13 protein-coding genes are annotated in these 18,917 nt (G+C 45.0%); 5 read left to right on the top strand and 8 right to left on the bottom strand.

Annotated elements, in window-relative coordinates:
• Positions 1 to 150: 150 nt before the first annotated feature.
• Genes DXD68_RS21630 through DXD68_RS21650 form a run of 5 tightly spaced genes read right to left on the bottom strand, consistent with a single transcriptional unit; the run spans position 151 to position 10,137 of the window.
• Positions 151 to 1,317, bottom strand: a complete 1,167-nt coding sequence (locus DXD68_RS21630; protein WP_122363535.1) for a SusF/SusE family outer membrane protein — start codon at positions 1,315 to 1,317, stop codon at positions 151 to 153.
• Positions 1,318 to 1,338: 21 nt separating this feature from the next.
• A complete protein-coding gene (locus DXD68_RS21635; protein WP_122363536.1) occupies positions 1,339 to 2,970 on the bottom strand; it encodes a RagB/SusD family nutrient uptake outer membrane protein in 1,632 nt (543 codons plus the stop codon).
• Positions 2,971 to 2,982: 12 nt separating this feature from the next.
• Positions 2,983 to 6,000: a SusC/RagA family TonB-linked outer membrane protein gene (locus DXD68_RS21640; protein ID WP_122363537.1), complete on the bottom strand. Its 3,018-nt coding sequence runs from the start codon at positions 5,998 to 6,000 to the stop codon at positions 2,983 to 2,985.
• Between the two features lie 57 nt (positions 6,001 to 6,057).
• Positions 6,058 to 8,268 (bottom strand): glycoside hydrolase family 97 protein, encoded by a 2,211-nt coding sequence (locus DXD68_RS21645; RefSeq protein ID WP_122363538.1) that lies wholly within the window; start codon positions 8,266 to 8,268, stop codon positions 6,058 to 6,060.
• A 24-nt stretch (positions 8,269 to 8,292) separates the two neighbouring features.
• Complete coding sequence (locus tag DXD68_RS21650; RefSeq protein ID WP_122363539.1) at positions 8,293 to 10,137, bottom strand: glycoside hydrolase family 13 protein; 1,845 nt, start codon at positions 10,135 to 10,137, stop codon at positions 8,293 to 8,295.
• Between the two features lie 470 nt (positions 10,138 to 10,607).
• On the opposite strand from DXD68_RS21650, the gene DXD68_RS21655 reads away from it, so the two are divergent.
• Complete coding sequence (locus DXD68_RS21655) at positions 10,608 to 12,200, top strand: DUF6377 domain-containing protein (RefSeq protein WP_122363540.1); 1,593 nt, start codon at positions 10,608 to 10,610, stop codon at positions 12,198 to 12,200.
• A gap of 3 nt (positions 12,201 to 12,203) precedes the next feature.
• Here the strand turns inward: DXD68_RS21655 and DXD68_RS21660 are convergent, their stop codons facing one another.
• Positions 12,204 to 12,773, bottom strand: a complete 570-nt coding sequence (locus DXD68_RS21660) for an ORF6N domain-containing protein (protein WP_122363541.1) — start codon at positions 12,771 to 12,773, stop codon at positions 12,204 to 12,206.
• Between the two features lie 193 nt (positions 12,774 to 12,966).
• Here DXD68_RS21660 and dnaG point away from each other — a divergent pair, with 193 nt between their 5' ends.
• From dnaG to DXD68_RS21680, 4 genes are read left to right on the top strand one after another with little or no spacing between them, the layout of a single operon-like run.
• Entirely contained in the window at positions 12,967 to 15,117 is a 2,151-nt protein-coding gene (dnaG, locus tag DXD68_RS21665) for a DNA primase (RefSeq protein ID WP_122363542.1), read from the top strand.
• A 16-nt stretch (positions 15,118 to 15,133) separates the two neighbouring features.
• Positions 15,134 to 16,060 (top strand): ABC transporter ATP-binding protein, encoded by a 927-nt coding sequence (locus DXD68_RS21670; RefSeq protein ID WP_122363543.1) that lies wholly within the window; start codon positions 15,134 to 15,136, stop codon positions 16,058 to 16,060.
• A complete protein-coding gene (locus tag DXD68_RS21675) occupies positions 16,057 to 17,367 on the top strand; it encodes an ABC transporter permease (RefSeq protein WP_122363544.1) in 1,311 nt (436 codons plus the stop codon). Before DXD68_RS21670 ends, DXD68_RS21675 begins: the two co-directional genes overlap by 4 nt.
• A gap of 1 nt (position 17,368) precedes the next feature.
• Positions 17,369 to 17,893, top strand: coding sequence for a histidine phosphatase family protein (locus DXD68_RS21680; protein ID WP_122363545.1), 525 nt, complete (start codon positions 17,369 to 17,371; stop codon positions 17,891 to 17,893).
• 12 nt (positions 17,894 to 17,905) lie between these two features.
• Here DXD68_RS21680 and DXD68_RS21685 read toward each other — a convergent pair whose 3' ends face one another.
• Both DXD68_RS21685 and xpt read right to left on the bottom strand, forming a co-directional pair.
• Positions 17,906 to 18,319, bottom strand: coding sequence for a PaaI family thioesterase (locus DXD68_RS21685; RefSeq protein WP_075558412.1), 414 nt, complete (start codon positions 18,317 to 18,319; stop codon positions 17,906 to 17,908).
• 29 nt (positions 18,320 to 18,348) lie between these two features.
• Positions 18,349 to 18,915 (bottom strand): xanthine phosphoribosyltransferase, encoded by a 567-nt coding sequence (gene xpt / locus DXD68_RS21690; protein ID WP_122363546.1) that lies wholly within the window; start codon positions 18,913 to 18,915, stop codon positions 18,349 to 18,351.
• Positions 18,916 to 18,917 lie beyond the last annotated feature (2 nt).

An 18,917-nucleotide genomic window follows, 5' to 3' on the forward strand; every position in this document is an offset into this window, starting at 1 on the left:
TTTTATACTGCAAATATAACAGTTACTGTAGTTTCAAAGCCAACTTTAGCCAATTATTTCACTTATTAAAAAATTGTCGATAGCCATAAGCGACCTTGCTTACAACTATCGACAATTAAATTATCAATTACACAATTCCGTCCGAGTTCTTTATTTGATACGCCCCGAACCATCCAGGAAGTTCAGATAAGCCTTTTGACCGGCCGATACGCTTACAGCTTCCTGATCACCTCCGTTCTTCCGGTATTCAATCTTATTGTTCATGATTATAAATTCAGTCCGCCACCAGTCTGTCGACGGTAGTTTAACACAAAGCCGTAAATTCCCGCTCGCAACAAAAGCCGGTGAAACAAACTCACCTTCACCGGAAGATACCGTAAATTTACGGGCTTCATCGAAAGTATCCCAACCACCGGAAACATCCCCTGTTACATAGATATCCGGAGAAAGAAATTCCAACGTATAATTCAGATTCTTACCTTCCAATGCAGTAGTAACCACCAGGATATACCAACCTGCATTCTTTACGCCGATATTCATTCCGCCACTGCCGTCATCCACACCGGAAACACCGGCAAAGGAGGCAGATTCAGCAGGAACAAGTCCTTCACTATAAGCTACCTGATTACCATCCCATGTAGGCTGTGCATTAAACTTCATAACATTATTACCGCCAAAATACTGAACCGACCAAAATTTACCCGGCGTATCCGTTACCGGAATCATTTCGACCCATTTACCCCAACTACTGCCGGAAGCAAAGTCACCTACTAAAAACATCTGACCAGGTAAAGACACCGGAGGTTCTACATTATATCCCAAAACTTTCGGCAACTCAATACTATTGGACGATATCTGCCCCATTCCGTTATTGGATAAAGCAGCACGCAGACGGACATATACCGGCATCGGTGTTTCCGGCAGTTCAGCGTTATCATGAGAAGCTTTCCACAGATCCAGCAAAGCCATTGCAAATTCAACGGCATCGACATTCAGTTCCGGGCGCTGATAAGTACTGGACAGGGTGGCATAATTAGCAGTCGTACCGGCTACCTCATCCGCATCTTTGAATGTACTTTCCAAAGAAAGCTGTACTTTATAAGTTGTTCCGGCTGCATAGCCATAATCGGGCTGCGTGCATGTCAGATCGATAGATGAAATATTTTGCAGATCATATACGTTAGATGCTTGTTCCGGTGTATTCAGATTGAATTCGGTCGGTTCCTGGAACACCGGATTATCGTCTCTGTCGTCGCTGCATCCGGTCCACAAAAGCGAACCGGCCAGAAGCAGCATGAATATATTCAGTTTCTTCATTTTCTTTCAGATTAATCGTTATTATTTCAAAGATTCGTAACCGGTGTTCTGCTTCAGGTTCGGATTAGCCGTCAGATCACGGTCGCTGATAGGATACACATTGAAACGGCTGTCGAGATTGGCTACCCCTTCCAACGTACCGCCTTTATATGCCCAGGCATAATCCTTGGTGAATTTACCGAAACGAACCAGGTCCGAACGACGCTGTCCTTCCCAATATAACTCACGAGCACGCTCATCGAGGATGAAATCGAGGGACAGATCGGATAAGGTTATATTTCCACTCTGGTCGCCATAAGCACGTTCGCGCAGTCTGTTCACATACTCAACGGCCTGTTCTTTTCTCGTTCCGGCAGCATTACGGGCTGCACATTCGGCATAGATCAGATAAATATCGGCCAGACGGAACAAGGGGAAATCAGTGTTCGGATCGGGAGTCGGCGTTACAGCCGCACCGTCCCAACCCAGGTTGGTGAATTTATAGCAGAGATAGCCAGAGTTCCAGTCCTGCATCTTCGATTCGGGCGTGCGTGTTCCGGCACCGTCGTAGAAAGCATACCGTTTGTCCTTCTTGATACGGCTGCCATGACTGTCAGTTCCTGCATCCGGGCTTTCATCAAAGAATTCGATCATTTGCTGAGTCGGTTTCAGACAAGTCCAGGATGAAGACATACCAAACCACGTCTGGTCGAGATCACCACCGAAAGCACCTGCAGTCAGGACGATCGTGCTACCGAAGCTTTTTGCGTTGACATTGTCGAATGGTATGGCATAGATGATCTCATTTTTATGAATGCCTGTCAGATGGTTCTCACCACAGAACAGGTTTGCATAATTATCTTCCAAACCGAAACCGGCATCGATCACCTTTTTGGCATAAGCAGCCGCTTTATCATACATCGGCGTACCGGTATACACTTCGGCATTCAGATACATTTTAGCCAATAAAGTATTGATCACCGGTTTAGTAATACGACCATATGTAGCCATGGAAGGTGTCTCATCGAGATCGCCATTCTCCGACAGGTCGACCAGCTCGTTCACGATCTTTTCAAACAAGGCTTCCGCTCCTATCTGTGAAGGTTTCCATGATTTATCGTCCGTAGGGCTGTCGTCCCAGACAACGCCCGGATTACGATAAAGATCGATCAGATAATAATAATTCATTGCACGCAGGCCACGTACCTGATCCCGGTATTTCTGAATATCCTCGATGTCGCTCTCGGAGTGATACACATCCAGGAACTCCTTACAATAACGGACATTCAACATTGCACGCTGATAGAAAGTATAAGCATACGGCAACGTATAATCCCAGTCGATCTCGCAAAGTTCCACAATACCTTCGTCAGTCCAGTTCCAGATGGCCTCATCGGTAGGGAAAAGCTGCATGGAAAGTAGTCCGCGGAGGAAAACCAGTGACCCCTGGTCACCTCCCTGCAGGTCCGGTTCCACATTCGGGTCGGAAGAGTTTCCCGACAAGCCGAAACCGGAATAGATCTTGGCAAGGAATGCCTGGCAATCAGCTTCATTATGAATGGAAGCACTGGATTTATCCAGTATCGGCTCCTGATCCAGGTCACCCAGGCAAGAGGTTGCCCAGACACAACTACAGGAAGCGATGAATAACGATATATATTTTTTCAGTTTCATGATCTATACAATTTAGAAATTAATGTTAACTCCGAATAAAACAGTGATCGGACGCGGATACACATTGTTATCCATACCGTCATTTACTTCCGGGTCCAGTCCGTCATATTTAGTGATGACGATGGGGTTCTGAACCGTGGCGTAGAAACGGGCATTACAGCCGGTTGCCAAGAACTTACTGACATTATATCCTAATGTGATATTGTCAATTTTCAGATACGAAGCATTTTGGATATAGTAATCCGACAGGCGCTGGCGTGTCTGGAAACCGGTCTCCAATGCCGATACAGGTTTATTGCTCAATGCATTGTTTCCGAACAGTTCATTTACACCGAGAGCCGCATTGGCTGCCGTCGCATTGAAGTTATAATTTCCCAGGCTGATACGTCCGTTGAAACCCAGATCCCAGTTCTTGTAACTGAACTTGGAATTGAAGCCCATCATTACGTCGGCTACCGGATTCTTATAACGATACAGGTCGTTGTCGTTCACAACTCCGTCGCCATTACGGTCTACATATTCCCCTTCTATCGGATTGCCATCCTTGTCGTACACCTGCTGGAATACATAGAAGGAACCGGGAGCATATCCCACACTGTGGATTTTCAGGCGCAGACCACCATCACCACCGGTCGATTCAAAACGTTTACCCGGTGAATCCGAATTATCATTGTAAGTCAGTTCAGTGATCTTTGTCTTATTATAAGCGATATTGAATCCCAGGTCCCAGTTGAAATCTTTTCCGACCACCGGACGGGTATTGATAGAAAACTCAACTCCCTTATTCTCCAATGAACCGATATTCGATACGACATACTCGGCAAAGTCGGTACCTGCCGGCACATTCACTTCGGCATTGATCAGATCTTTAGTCTTGCGGATATATCCATCTACAGAACCGCTGATCCGGTTGTTCAGAAAACTATAATCGACACCCACATTATACGTAGTCGTTGTTTCCCATTTCAGATTCGGGTTAGCTGCCGTCGGGGCTATCACATTCACCCAGGTCACATTCCCGGCTGCGTCATAGACCGGATACATGGCACCACCTTTACCGTCGCGATAGAAAGAGAGATACGGATAATCTCCCTGGTTGATATCCTGTTGTCCGGTAACACCCCAACCCAAACGTAACTTCAGTTCATCCAGACTGTTGAAATCTTTCAGGAAAGATTCTTCGTTCAGTTTCCATCCCAGTGCCAGTGAAGGGAAAAGTCCCCAGCGTCTGTTCTTGGCGAAACGAGAAGATGCATCGTCACGTAAGGTAAAAGTCAACAGGTATTTGTTCATCAACGAGTAATTCATACGACCGTAAAAAGAGGCAAGCACATATTTCGTATCGGTTTCCTTAAACTCATTGCTTACCGTGGCATTCTGACCGAATGTCTCCGGACGGCGTGACAGATAATAAGTCACTTTATCCGTTTTCGTACGATAACTCTGGTAAGAGTATCCAGCCATTACATCGAAATGGCTGGATATGGATTCAAAGTCCTTTGAATATTGGCCATACAGATCGAATATCTTATTGTTGTGCGAGTTGTTATAGATATTACGGCTTCCGGTTGCATCATCGTCCGGCTGATAAGAACCGGGCGCGTTCGGGTCCACATATTTCTTACCTTCCACAGAAGTATAATCGATACCCATATTCATGTTGATACGAAGTTCGGGCAGGAAATGGAACTTATAATCGAACTGAGCATTTCCGATAAACGATTTGGCAGTCGAACGGTCGTCCACCATTTCCAGCATGGAAACCGGATTCACACCGGCAGAAGTGGAACGCGTTCCGTCAGGCGTATAATCGCCCGTCCAAGTAAAGAAACCACCATATTTACTATTGTTATACACCGGCTTGGTCGGATCGAAAGCTACAGCGCTACCCAAAGCACCCGTATCGGCAAAACGGTTCTTGATATAAACGCCTTTCGCATTTAGGTTTACATTCAGATGGTCGTTAAACAGGGAGGGAGTCAAAGACAGACTTCCGGTGTACCGCTGGAAGTTAGATGTTTTCAAAATACCGTTCTGGTCGGTATAACCGAACGATACACGATACGGCATAAACTCTTTGACTGAACCATATGCACTGAGGTTGTGATCGGTAGATACAGCCGTGCGCAACACTTCGTCCTGCCAGTCCGTACTTACACCCGGATGCAGGTTCAGTGCAGTCAACATACCTTCCGTAACATTCGGTGAAGTAGTGATATAGTCACGATATTCGTCTGCACTCATAACCTCTATCTTGTTACGTTTTGTACTGATCGATACATTTCCGGAATAATTGATCTTCACGCTACCGCTTTTCCCTTTCTTGGTCGTAATGATAATAACACCATTGGAAGCACGCGAACCGTAAATAGCAGCCGCCGAAGCATCTTTCAATACGGTGAACGATTCGATATCCGCCGGATTGACCGTACTCAGCGGATTACTCAGACCGTCGGGAGCACTGTTGTTCATAATCACCCCATCGATAACCACCAACGGGTCGTTTTTGGCAGACAAGGAGGAGCCGCCACGAATACGGATCGACGAAGAGGAACCCGGCTGTCCGGTTGAAGAAGCCACCGATACACCTGCCACCTTACCCATCAACATATCCTGCGGACTGACCTGTACGCCCCGGTTCTTCTCATCCGACTTGATCGCCGTCACCGCCCCGGTCGCGTCATTCTTTTTTACCGTACCGTAGCCGATAACGACTACGTTTTCCAGCATTTGGGAATCTTCCGCCAAAATAATATTCATATTGGCAGCGGCAGGTAGTTCCTGCATTTTATATCCGATAAATGAAACAGAGATAATATCTCCTTTGGAAGCAGACAACATAAACTGACCGTCTACATCCGTGACAGTACCGTTCGTTGTCCCTTTTATAATGACATTCGCCCCGATAACCGGTTCTCCTGTAGGATCTTTCACAACTCCAGTCACTGTTATTTGCTGGGCAAACACAGAGATGGACATACACAAGCCTGCGATGAGTATCAACAAAGCTTTAAACCTTAAACGTTTCATGTGCTTAAATTTAAGTTCTTTACAAGTTTACTTAATAACCTTAACAATCCTTTTACCTTATAGATTTTTTAACCCTTTTATATCTTTCAAATCTTTCACCTCGAAGATACTGATCGCGTAGCCACCACCGCTGGCTGCCTTCAAATTCAATTTACTCTTGTTTGTCAACAGCCCTTTCTTAATCGTATAGGCCTGCGGATTATTTTTCCAGTCGGTATCTTTTGCATCGGCATATACTGTTGCGATGTATTTCTTATCCGGTTCGAGGAAGTCGAAAGAGAGACGTGAGTCATGTCCGTTCTCGTCTGCCGTACAACCGACAAACCAGTCACCTGTACCTTTTGCCTTACGTGCAATCGTAATATAATCGCCCGGCTCAGCTTCCAGATAAAGGGATTTGTCCCAATCGAGGGCGACATCTTTGATGAACTGGAAAGCGTCGGCATATTGTTCGTAATGTTCGGGAATGTCGGCAGCCATCTGAAGCGGGCTGTACATCGTTACGTAAAGAGCCAATTGGCGTGCCAGCGTGGAACGTACCTGTGAGGTGTTCGACGGATTCATCGCACTGCAATGCGTTTCGAAAATGCCCGGCGTGTAATCCATCGGTCCTCCGATCAAACGGGTGAACGGGAGGATCGTGGTATGGTCGACATTATTACCTCCGAACGATTCATATTCGGTCCCGCGAGCCGATTCGTTTCCGATCAGGTTCGGGTACGTGCGGCACAAACCTGTCGGACGAGTGGCTTCATGGGCGTTTACCATAATCTTATAATCGGCTGCTTTCTTTACGGCATACAGATAATGGTTACACATCCACTGTCCGTAATGATGTTCGCCGCGAGGGATGATATCACCGACATAACCGCTTTTCACACTGTTGTATCCGTTGTCTACCATGAACTGATACGCTTTGTCCATATGACGTTCATAGTTACGTACGGAAGCCGAAGTTTCATGGTGCATCATCATCTTGATACCTTTACTTGCCGCATAACGATGGATTTCTTGTACATCGAAATCAGGATAAGGAGTTACGAAGTCGAATACATAATCTTTGCTCTTTCCGAACCAGTCTTCCCAACCTTCATTCCATCCTTCCACCAGGACGGCGTCGAAACCATTGGCCGCGGCAAAGTCGATATAACGCTTCACATTAGCCGTATTGGCAGAGTGGCGGCCGTTCGGTTTCACCTTTGTGTAATCCGTTTCGCCCAACTTGACACTGCTTAATTCATCCGTATAAGCCCATGTTCCTTTATTGGTGATCATATCCCACCAGATACCGATATATTTAACCGGCTTGATCCAGGAAACATCTTCCAGCTTACAAGGCTCGTTCAAGTTCAGAGTGATACGTGAAGCCAGAATATCACGCGCATCGTCACTCACGATAACCGTTCTCCACGGAGACTGACAAGGAGTTTGTAAATATCCTTTATCCCCTTTGGCATCCGGAGTAAGCCAGGATTCGAAGACCATATTCTTATCATCCAGATTGAGGTGCATACAAGAATAGTCAACCAAGGCTGCCTCATGCAGGTTGATATACAAACCATCCTCCGATTTCATCATCAACGGTGTCTGAACGCCAGTCTGGGAGAAAGGTGTTTGTGAAGAGTTAGGCGTAACGGCTTCCTTCATCAACCCGCGGATTTCGCTCAGGCGGGAAGTAACCGTACTGTATTCTTGTGTGTCATAATCGCCCGGGAGCCAAAACGCCTTATGGTTGCCTGCCATGGCAAACTGTGACTTTTCCTCTTTGATCACGAAATAATTCAGCTCTTTCTGCTGCGGAAATTCATAACGGAACCCTAACCCATCGTTGAACAGGCGGAAACGGATAATGATAGAACGGTCGTTTGCCGGTTGATCCAACGTAACGGCCAGCTCGTTATACTGATTACGAATTTCTTTTTCTTCTCCCCATACCGGTTGCCAGGTTTCATCGAAAGCAGCCGTACGGGTATCCGTTATTTTAAATCCGTCATACAGGTTCGTCTTTTTATCCAACGCTGCAACATCTTTGCGTTGTTTGAACTCGAAGTCGACAGCGGCATCCGCATCTTCCTTCTTCAACTCCAGCCCTAGTTTACTGGGTTTGATCACTTCTTTCTGTTTATAACTCAGGTCATAAACCGGTGCGCCCTTTTCATCCAGCTTGAAAGTCATTTTCAGATTTCCATCCGGTGAAAGTAATTGCTGGGCGTATGACACCGCACAGCAGCCGAACAATGCGGCCAAAAACAAAATACTACGTTTCATGGTGTTATATGATTTATATTAACATTAAAATTCAAGGATCACAACATCTCTTGCAGAAAGAGAGAGGGAGGAATCCAACCGGATATTCTTACCGCTCAGCAACTCATTAGCCGAAGAAGCAGGGAGAATTTCCCGGTAGGGAGCAAGGTCAAGCATTTTCTTTTCATCCGTACCGTTCAGGAAAACGACAATGGAACGGTTACCCAATCGTCTTTCGTAGACATAAACGCCGTTGCGCGGAATGAAATGTTTATAGGAACCTTTGGCGACCACTTCATTTCCGGCACGCCACCGAAGGAGTTTCTGCATATAGGCAAATGCTTCCGTCTGCAACGAATCACGTCCTGCCGGAGTGAATGCATTTACTTTATCTCCTTTCCAGCCTCCGGGAAAGTCGTTACGCAAAGCACCGTCGCCGTTTGCCTTATCGCCGGCCATCACTATTTCCGTTCCGTAATAGATCTGTGGGATTCCACGGACAGTCAACAGGAAAGCCAGTGCCTGTTTGTAACGGTTCAGGCCGGAAGACGGTTTTGTTTTATAGAAGCGTGAGGTATCGTGGTTATCCAGGAATACCAAAAGATTCATCGGATTGGCATACACAATATCCTGTGACAGATAATCATAAATCTTCGCCAATCCTCTGTCCCACTCGTTCGTTTCCTCATCGAAAACATACGACATCAGACCGTTCAACGGAAAATCCATCACAGTAGGTAAATAAGAATTGCGAGGATAAGCCACCTTACTATCTTTCTGCCAGAAAGAAACACCTACATTGCTACCGAGCCAGGTTTCGCCGACAATATTGAAATCAGGATATTCCGCTTTGACAGCCCGACACCAGCGTGCCATCATCTCAAAGTCTGCATACGGATGTGTGTCCTGACGGATACCGTCTATCCCGGCATATTCGATCCACCAAATACTATTCTGTATCAGGTAGGTAGCGACATGACGATTGCGTTGGTTCAAGTCGGGCATGGATTCAGTGAACCAGCCGTCCACACTTTTCGTCTTGTCGTAATCCGAACGGTGTATATCCATTTGCGGCATAGTCTGATAAGAGGTCTGCGTATAATTATCCTGGAAGTTGAACCAGTTATCGGACGGTTTATCTTTAAAGAAAAAATGCTCGCTGCCGCAATGGTTGAAGATCATATCCATCACAATCTTCAAACCCTTATTATGGGCAGCATCTACCATCCGGCAGAAGTCCTGATTGCTACCCAAACGCGGGTCGACGGCATAATAATCGGTGATTGCATAGCCATGGTAAGAACCTTCCCGCATATTGTTTTCAAGAATGGGATTCAACCAAATAGCTGTCACGCCCAGATCGGTAAAGTAATCCAGGTGATTTTCTATTCCTTGAATATCACCTCCATGGCGGGCAAAAGGATCGGAACGGTCTACCTTATTCTCCAACATTCCCGCAACACGGTCGTTATCGGGATTACCATTCGCGAAGCGGTCGGGCATGATCAGATATAATACGTCGGAAGCATCAAAACCTTTTGCACCGGCAGGACTGTCTTTGCGGTCTTTGATCTGATAAGGAATAACGGCCTGCTCACCATTCTTCTTCAGTATGATATTGAATTGTTGCGGAGCCGTCTCCGTCAAATCCAGATAAACTAATAAGTAATTGGGATTTTCTAACCTGACAATTTCTTTGATACGGATATCCGATGCCGACAGAGAGACATTATCTGTGGAGATATCGTTACCGTATAATAAAATCTGTAATTCGGTATTCTGCATGCCGGACCACCAGAAGGCCGGTTCTGTTTTCTGAACATTCAAAGCCGATATTCCGGGTAGATTGAAGGTCAGACATAATACAATCGTAATAATAATTTGTTTCATGGATGATTTGTTTGTTAACGGAAGCAAATGTAGAGGGTTAGTCAACCGAAAACTTTCACTAGAAAAAAAATCAAAACTCTTAAAAGTATCTTTCTACTGATTAACAGATATATAGCTTCAAGCAAACAGGGCAAAAATCAAAACGGATTAGAAAGAATTATAGTACTATATAGGGAGTATATTCATTATTTATAGAGGTAATATCGCCCCCGATCAGCCCAAGAGCCCAAATCTCGTTTTAAACGAACGAAAACTCGCTTTAAACGAGGCTACAGTCCGTTTTAAACGAAAAAAATCTCGTTTTAAACGAAATGCTGGTTCGTTTAAAACGAGTTTTTAGGGAATTCGGGATGGTGAGCTATAAAAGAAGTCATGCCTATAATTATTACAGATCAGAATAGACAACCCGAAGATATTTCTTACATTTGTAAATGAATGAATACAGAACATTGTAAATGAAAAACACTCCTATGACTAAAACGATATCAGCCATTCTCCTGTTTCTGTTTTGCTTCCAGTTGTCTTATGCTTCTGAAAAAGACAAGACGAATCTAGCCCTGTTAAAAGAACTGGATCGCACGATTGCGCAGAAACCGGTCTTCCAGCAGCAACGGGAACAGGAAGCCGATAGCATTAAAAGTCTGTTGAAGGCAACCTCTTCGCTGGAAAGTAAATATGAGCTTTACGGAACTTTGTTCGGTATCTATCTGCATTTTCAGGCAGACTCGGCCCTGCGTTGTCTGGAAAGAAGGGAGACTTTGATCAATTCACTTCGTAACCCGTCCTATAAAAACGATCTGCGGATAGCCCGAGCAGAGGTTCTCGGTATTATGGGTCTTTATAACGAAGTACCCGAACAACTGGAACAAATACAAAGAGAGGATTTAAGCGAAAGGTCATTACTTTATTATTACTATACCTGCCGCACCTTTTATGGCTGGATAGCCGACTACACCCGTACAAACGACCGTCATAAATATATCGCCCAGACAAACGCTTACCGCGACTCGATCCTGGCGGTTACCCCGGACGGTACCGACCATAATATCGTTCTGGCAGACCAGCTGATCGTAAACGGCAATCCCGACGAAGCCATCCGCCTGATGAACAAAGAACTCGAAAAGGCCAAAGGAACAGAATCTGCTATATACATATTATATAACCTATCCCAGGCATACGCTCAAAAAGGAGATACGGAAAAACAAATCTATTACCTGGCACAAACAGCGATAGGTGACCTAAAAGCAGCCAAACGTGAATACATATCCCTGCAAAAACTAGCACTACTGATGTTTGAAAAAGGAGATATCGAACGGGCATACAAATACCTGAGCTGTTCGATGGAAGATGCAGTTGCCTGTAACGCCCGTCTCCGCTCAGTGGAAGTGACCGAGTTTTTCCCGATCGTGGATAAAGTATATAAACTGAAAATACAGAAAGAGAAACAGATCACCCGTACCCTGCTTATCAGCATCAGCCTGATGGCATTTCTTTTATTGATCACGATTTTCTACCTCTACCGACAGATGAAAAAGCTGTCGCTTATGCGTAAGAAAGTCAGTGCAGCCAACGAACAGCTACAGGAGATCAACAAAGAATTGAGCCAGGCTAGCAAAATAAAAGAGGAATACATCGCACTCTACCTGAACCAATGCGTCATCTATCTGGACAAACTGGATACGTATCGCCGTTCGCTCGCCAAACTGGCAATGGCCTCCAAACTGGATGATTTGTTCAAGACGATCAAGTCCGAACAGTTCATACGCGATGAGCGGAAAAATTTCTATAATGAGTTCGACAAGTCATTTCTTCGGCTCTTCCCCCGCTTCACCGAATCTTTCAACGGCTTGATGACGGAAGAGGGAAAACTATATCCTAAATCCGGCGAAATCCTGTCGACCGAACTGCGCATCTTCGCCCTCATCCGGCTCGGAATAAACGACAGCAGCAATATCGCCCATTTCCTGGGATATTCGCTGGCTACGGTTTACTCCTACCGAAGCAAGGTAAGAAGCAAGGCTTACGACAAAGAGCGGTTCGAGGAACAGATAGCTACTCTATAGGAACTATTTCGGTTTTATAAATCCAACCGGGTTGTGTGGTCTATCCGATAATCTCTTTTGTACCTGTAATTCAGCCAATGTTTTATTAATTAGTTCCAATTGTAGGCGAGTATCAGCATTAATATCATTATAGTCAGCGAATACTTCTTCAATATATTCTTTCAACTCCTTTAATTCCTGTTGAAGCATTGTTGTTTTACTGATAGGGGATGTTATCAACATCTGCCGAATTACAACAAAAGCACGCATAATATTAATGTTTACTTGTATTGCGGTTTTTGAATTAAGAACACTACTAAGCATAGCTACTCCTAATTCAGAAAAAGCATAAGGCTTTCGTCTCATACCCATTTTTATTGAATTGGAAGTCACAAATTGTGACCTCCAATCTTCTAATTCCTTATCTGTAAGTTGGAACATAAAATCAGATGGAAAGCGATCTATATTACGCTTAACAGCTTGGTTTAACACCTTTGTTGGCACATCATACATTTCAGCTAAATCCCGATCTATCATCACCTTTTGTCCTCGTATCTCGTAGATCTTACTTTGAATTACCTGTAATTCATTCATAGTTAAATATATTATATGATTAAACTTTCGCTGTAAAGATAAGGATTATTCCTGTTTCTTACATATCAAAGAGCTTCCTTTCTTTTTTACGCGCATTAACTATTACTTTCAAAGGGATATTATCTACAGTTACTCCATTTCAAATAAAATCACTACATTTGCCTTCCGTTATTATAAGGAAGGAAATAAATAAATGATCGATCAACCTACCATAGACCGGATACTTGACACTGCAAATATTGTGGATGTTGTTTCAGAATTCGTTACCTTGCGTAAGCGAGGGATCAACTATGTAGGATTATGTCCGTTTCATACAGACAAAACCCCCTCTTTCTACGTCTCTCCGGCCAAAAATATCTGTAAATGCTTCGCCTGTGGCGAAGGCGGCACGGCTGTTCACTTCATCATGAAGCATGAACAGCTGAACTATTTCGATGCCTTACGTTATCTTGCCAAGAAATACAACATCGAGATACAGGAACGGGAACTGACCGATAAGGAAAAGCAAAGACGCAGCGACCGGGAAAGTATGTTGATCGTCAACAGTTGGGCACAACAGTATTTCAGCACCCAGCTGTACGAACACGTAGAAGGGAAAACCGTCGGATTGCGTTATTTTGCCGAACGTGGATTCCGGGAAGACACCATCCGTAAATTTCAGTTAGGTTACAGTCTCGACCAGCGGGATGCTTTATATAAGGCAGCAACCAAGAACGGTTATAAAAAAGAATTCCTTGAAAAAACAGGGTTAGTCATTGCTTACGATAACGGAGGGGTGAACGACCGTTTCCGTGGTCGTGTGATCTTCCCCGTACATACGTTGAGCGGTAAAGTGGTGGCTTTCGGTGGCCGCGTGCTCAAAAAGGACGAGAAAACAGCCAAGTACGTCAACTCGCCCGAAAGCGAGATTTACCATAAAAGTAATGAGCTTTACGGTATCTATTTCGCCAAACAGTCGATGGTGAAGGAAGACCGCTGCTTCCTGGTAGAAGGTTACACCGATGTGATCTCCATGCACCAGGCGGGTATAGAGAATGTGGTCGCCTCGTCCGGTACGGCTCTTACACAGGGACAGATACGGCTTATACATCGTTTCACCAATAATATTACCGTACTATATGACGGTGATGCCGCCGGTATCAAAGCCGCCCTGCGCGGTATCGACCTGTTGCTGGAAGACGGAATGAACGTCAAGGTAGTTCTGCTGCCGGACGGTGAAGACCCCGACTCGTTCGCCCGCAAACACAATGCCAGCCAGTTCGCCGAATTTATCAAACAGAGCGAAACGGACTTTATCCGTTTCAAAACCCGTTTATTACTGGATGATGCAGGCAACGACCCGATCAAACGTTCGTCGCTGATCACGGATATTATCCGCACGGTAGCCATTATCCCCGACAATATAGCCCGTTCCATCTATATCCGCGAATGCAGTGCGATGATGGAGATAGACGAACAGGTGTTGCTGAACGAGGTAAACAAAATCCGTTTAAATAAGGAAGAAAGGCAAAACAACCAGGCACAGTCCACACCTCCGGTATCCAATACAATGAGTATGATACCGGAATATCCGGATATTCCCGGTTACCAGCCGATCGTAGAGGATAGCTTTTTGCCACCATCGGACGAAGCAATGCCATCATTACCGGACGATATGCCCCCTCCTCCTCCGCCCATGGAAGAATATCCGGCGGGAGAGACAGGTCCTATGGATGTGCCCCCCCCCGATTTTCCGCCGGTACAACCGCCAGAAGCGGTTCGCGCCGCCCAGCCGAAACGTTCGCCTTATGAAATATACGAACTTACGTTGCTGAAATATATCGTGCGTTATGGCGAGAAAGTTTTGTTCGACTATGTGGATGAAGAAACAAACGAACATATCGTTATGCGTGTTGCCGAATATATCCGTTACGACCTGGAACGTGACGATCTGACTTTCTATACCCCGATCTTCAAAAATATGCTCGACGAAGCTGCTGAGAGATGCAAGAACGAGGGATTTATTGCCAACCGTTACTTCCTGGCCCATCCGGACCCGAACGTCAGCCGTTTGGCAGCGAACCTGATCAGCGAAAAATATCAGTTGAGCAAATATCACAGCAAGTATCGTGAACTGGAACAGGAAGAGGACAAACTGGATCAGTTGGTTATACGTGAAATATATGCCATGAAGGATGCCTATATCATACGCCAGATTAAAGAGACCCAGTTAGGCATCAAGGAAGCACATCTGAAAGGGAATGAAGATCAGGTGTTCGAGTTGATGAGAAAGCTGACTCACCTGAACGAGATAAAGAATGTATTGAGTAAAGAATTGGGAGAACGTATCGTATTAAAAATGTAACAACAATTTATAGCCTATGAACTTTTTGGAAACGGAAGATGTGGTAAAACAGTATGCCAATCATCTTGCCCTGAACAAAGTCAACATCCAGGTGCCCGAAGGAAAGATATTCGGGTTGCTCGGACCTAACGGCGCCGGAAAAACCACGCTGATCCGTATTATTAACCGTATCACGGCTCCCGACAGTGGGATCGTTCGTTTCAACGGACGTGAATCGCAGCCGGAGGACATATACCAGATCGGATACCTGCCGGAAGAACGGGGATTATATAAAAAGATGAAAGTCGGCGAACAGGCAATCTATCTGGCGCAATTGAAAGGCTTATCCTATCAGGAGGCTCGGACCCGCCTGACCCAGTGGTTCAAAAAGTTCGACATCATGCCCTGGTGGAACAAGAAGCTGGAAGAATTGTCGAAAGGGATGCAACAGAAAGTTCAATTCATCATTACCGTTATTCACGAACCGGCACTGCTTATATTCGACGAACCGTTCAGCGGTTTCGACCCGGTGAATGCGGAACGGCTGAAGCAGGAAATACTGGAACTGAAGGAGAAAGGACATACGATTATATTCTCCACCCATAATATGGCATCAGTGGAAGAAATATGCGATAATATAGCCCTGATAAATCGTTCACAGGTCGTTCTTTCCGGAAATGTAACGGAAGTAAGGAACCGTTTCCGGAACAATACATTTACTTTACGTATCACATCGGATAGCTCCCTGCAAAACGATCAGACGGATATCTTTACCATACTTTCCGAAAAGGAACAAAGCGGGATACGTGAATTTCAGATCCATAAGGCAGAAGGTATCAGCAACTCTGCTCTACTGTCCACTTTATCGAAACAGGCAGAAATTCTCTCGTTTACCGAAGAGTTACCATCCATGAACGACATATTTATTAACACCGTATCAGGTACAAACACGACACAGGCATGAATAAAATAGGACTTATAATCAAAAGAGAGTATCTGCGCCGGGTAAGTAAAAAGTCGTTTATCCTGCTTACGCTATTAACTCCGTTTTTGTTTGCAGCACTGGTGTTCGTTCCATTATGGTTGTCAACTATTAAAGGAGACGAGGTTCGTAATATCGCCATTATCGATACGACAGGAAAATATGCCCAATTGTTTGAAAACAATGAAAGCTTCCACTTCGTCCATAGCGACAAGACGTTAGACGACTATCGCCGGAACAGTGACAAGGAAATATTCGCCTTCCTCAGTATTACAGACGATCTGTTGAGCAACCCAAAGGCGGCAACTCTCTATTCGGAAAAGCAGGTACCCGTCGAACTGAGCCGGCTGGTTAACCAGACATTAAGCAAACAACTCGAAAGTGAGAAGCTTGCTTCCTTCAACATCCCCAATCTGAAAGAGATCATCCGGGAAAGTAAAATTAATTTTAATGTACAAACCATCAAATGGAGCGAAGACGGGCAAGAAAGTACGTCGTCGGCCACCGTAGCATCCGTGATCGGAATGGTATTCACGTTCATTATTTATATGTTCATTATGATGTATGGTGCGATGGTCATGCAAGGGGTGATGGAGGAAAAGACCAACCGCATCATCGAGGTGATGATTTCTTCTGTGCGGCCGTTCGATCTGATGATGGGGAAAATTATCGGTATCGGTTTTGTCGGATTGACACAGGTATTCCTGTGGGGGATTATCACGACCGTACTGGTTAGCGTAGGAGGATTCATGTTCTCGGGAGGGGCTGATATGAGTGCCCTGCAAGCCGGCCCCCAAATGGGAATGGTGGATACGAATGCATTGGCTTCTTCTTCCGGTAATGAGATTATGGGAATTATTAATTCTATCAATATCGCAGAGATAGGTATTTCCTTTATTATCTATTTTATTGGCGGTTATATGTTATATGCATCCATATTCGCGGCAATCGGTTCGGCTGTAGACAGCCAGGAAGATACGCAACAGTTTATGGCGCCTGTTACAATCTTTATGATCTTTGCGTTGTACGCCGGTATTTATAGCATGGAGAATCCGGACGGCCCGCTGGCTTTCTGGTGTTCGATGATACCGTTCACATCACCGATTGTCATGATGGTACGTATCCCGTTTGAAATACCTTTGTGGGAGAAGTTGTTATCTGTTTCTTTACTATATGCTTCGGCTATCGGCATTGTCTGGTTATCAGCCAAGATATACCGGGTCGGTATCCTGATGTATGGAAAGAAACCGAGTATAAAGGAAATGGTAAAATGGATCAAGTATAAATAATATGACTTCAACAATATCGCTTATACTAAGTCGCCACGGAGAGACGGAAGAGAATAAACTGCGCATCATGCAGGGACAAATGCCCGGCCATCTCTCCGAATTGGGAAAACAACAGGCGGAACAACTTGCCGACCTGTTGGAAGGAGAAGAGATCGACGTGATTGTCAGCAGCGACCTGGCCCGGAGTTACGATACAGCCCTGGCTGTTGCCCGTCGTAAAGGGCTGGAACCTGTCCAGACTCCCCTGCTCCGTGAAATGGACTGGGATATCTATACCGGAAAGGTTGCCAACGAAATGGATTTCAAGCACCTGCCTGAAAGTGTAGAAAGCCTGGAGGCTTTATATAAGAGAGCCGGAGAGTTTCTGGAATTCCTGCAAACCGAATTTCCGGACAAACGTATCCTGGCTATCGGGCATGGGGGATTTAACCGTGCCATCATCGTACGGATAGAAAAAAGGCAGCAAGAGGATATCCTGAAGCTGCCGATTATGAAAAACACAGCTTGCCTGCGCTTTTCGATATAAAACGGATTTTGTCTATACCTGTGGTTGTACGACACTGAACGTGCCGGATGCTTTGCTTACGAGTTTATCATCGCAATAAATCTCGCATTCACTGAAATGTACGTGCCGTCCTGGTTTGATCACTGTTCCTTTGGCAATCAACTCTTTCCCCCAGGCTGCCCGCAGGAAGGAGACTTTCAGTTCTGCCGTCAATACATCTTTATCCAACGGAGTCATTGTATAGGCGGCAAATCCGGCGATCGTATCGGCCAAGGCAGCCAATACACCTCCATGAATAACACCGCTATACTGGCGTTGTTCATCGTGCAAAGGCATACGTGCCTCAACGATCCCATCTTCGACAGTAGTGAATTGTACCCCCAAATGGTTTACATAGGGATTGGTTTTCACTCTGTCGAGTAATCTTTCTTTTACTTCTGTATTCATTATTTTTTACTCAATTAGTTGGTTTCTTTCTAACGGATCGTGATCTTACAATCGTCGAGATTGTCGATAATAGCCAAACTTTCCACATGGATACCTGATTCGCGCAATGCTTTTCCTCCATCCTGAAATGCCTTTTCGATAATAAAACCCATACCGGAAATTGTCGCACCAGCCTGTTTTGCCAAGTCCAGCATTCCCATAGCTGCATTACCGAAAGCAAGGAAGTCGTCGATAAACAGGATATGATCGTCTGCCGTCAGGAAATTATTACTGATACAAACAGAATAATCACGGTCTTTGGTAAAAGAATGGACTACCGTGCTCAGCATATTCTCCATTGTCTTCGGTTGCTTTTTCTTTACAAATACCACCGGCAGTTGCAGGATATAACCGACCATGATGGCCGGGGCGATACCGCTTGCTTCGATCGTAACGATCTTATTGATATGTTCTCCTTTAAATCGATTGATAAATTCTTCAGCAACCTTATACAGAAGCATCGGGTCCATCTGGTGATTTATAAAACTGTCCACCTTCAAGATACCTCCCGGATAGCATCTGCCGTCTTGCAAAATACGCTGTTTAAGTAATTCCATTT

Source organism: Parabacteroides sp. TM07-1AC (assembly GCF_003480915.1).
GTDB lineage: Bacteria > Bacteroidota > Bacteroidia > Bacteroidales > Tannerellaceae > Parabacteroides > Parabacteroides chongii.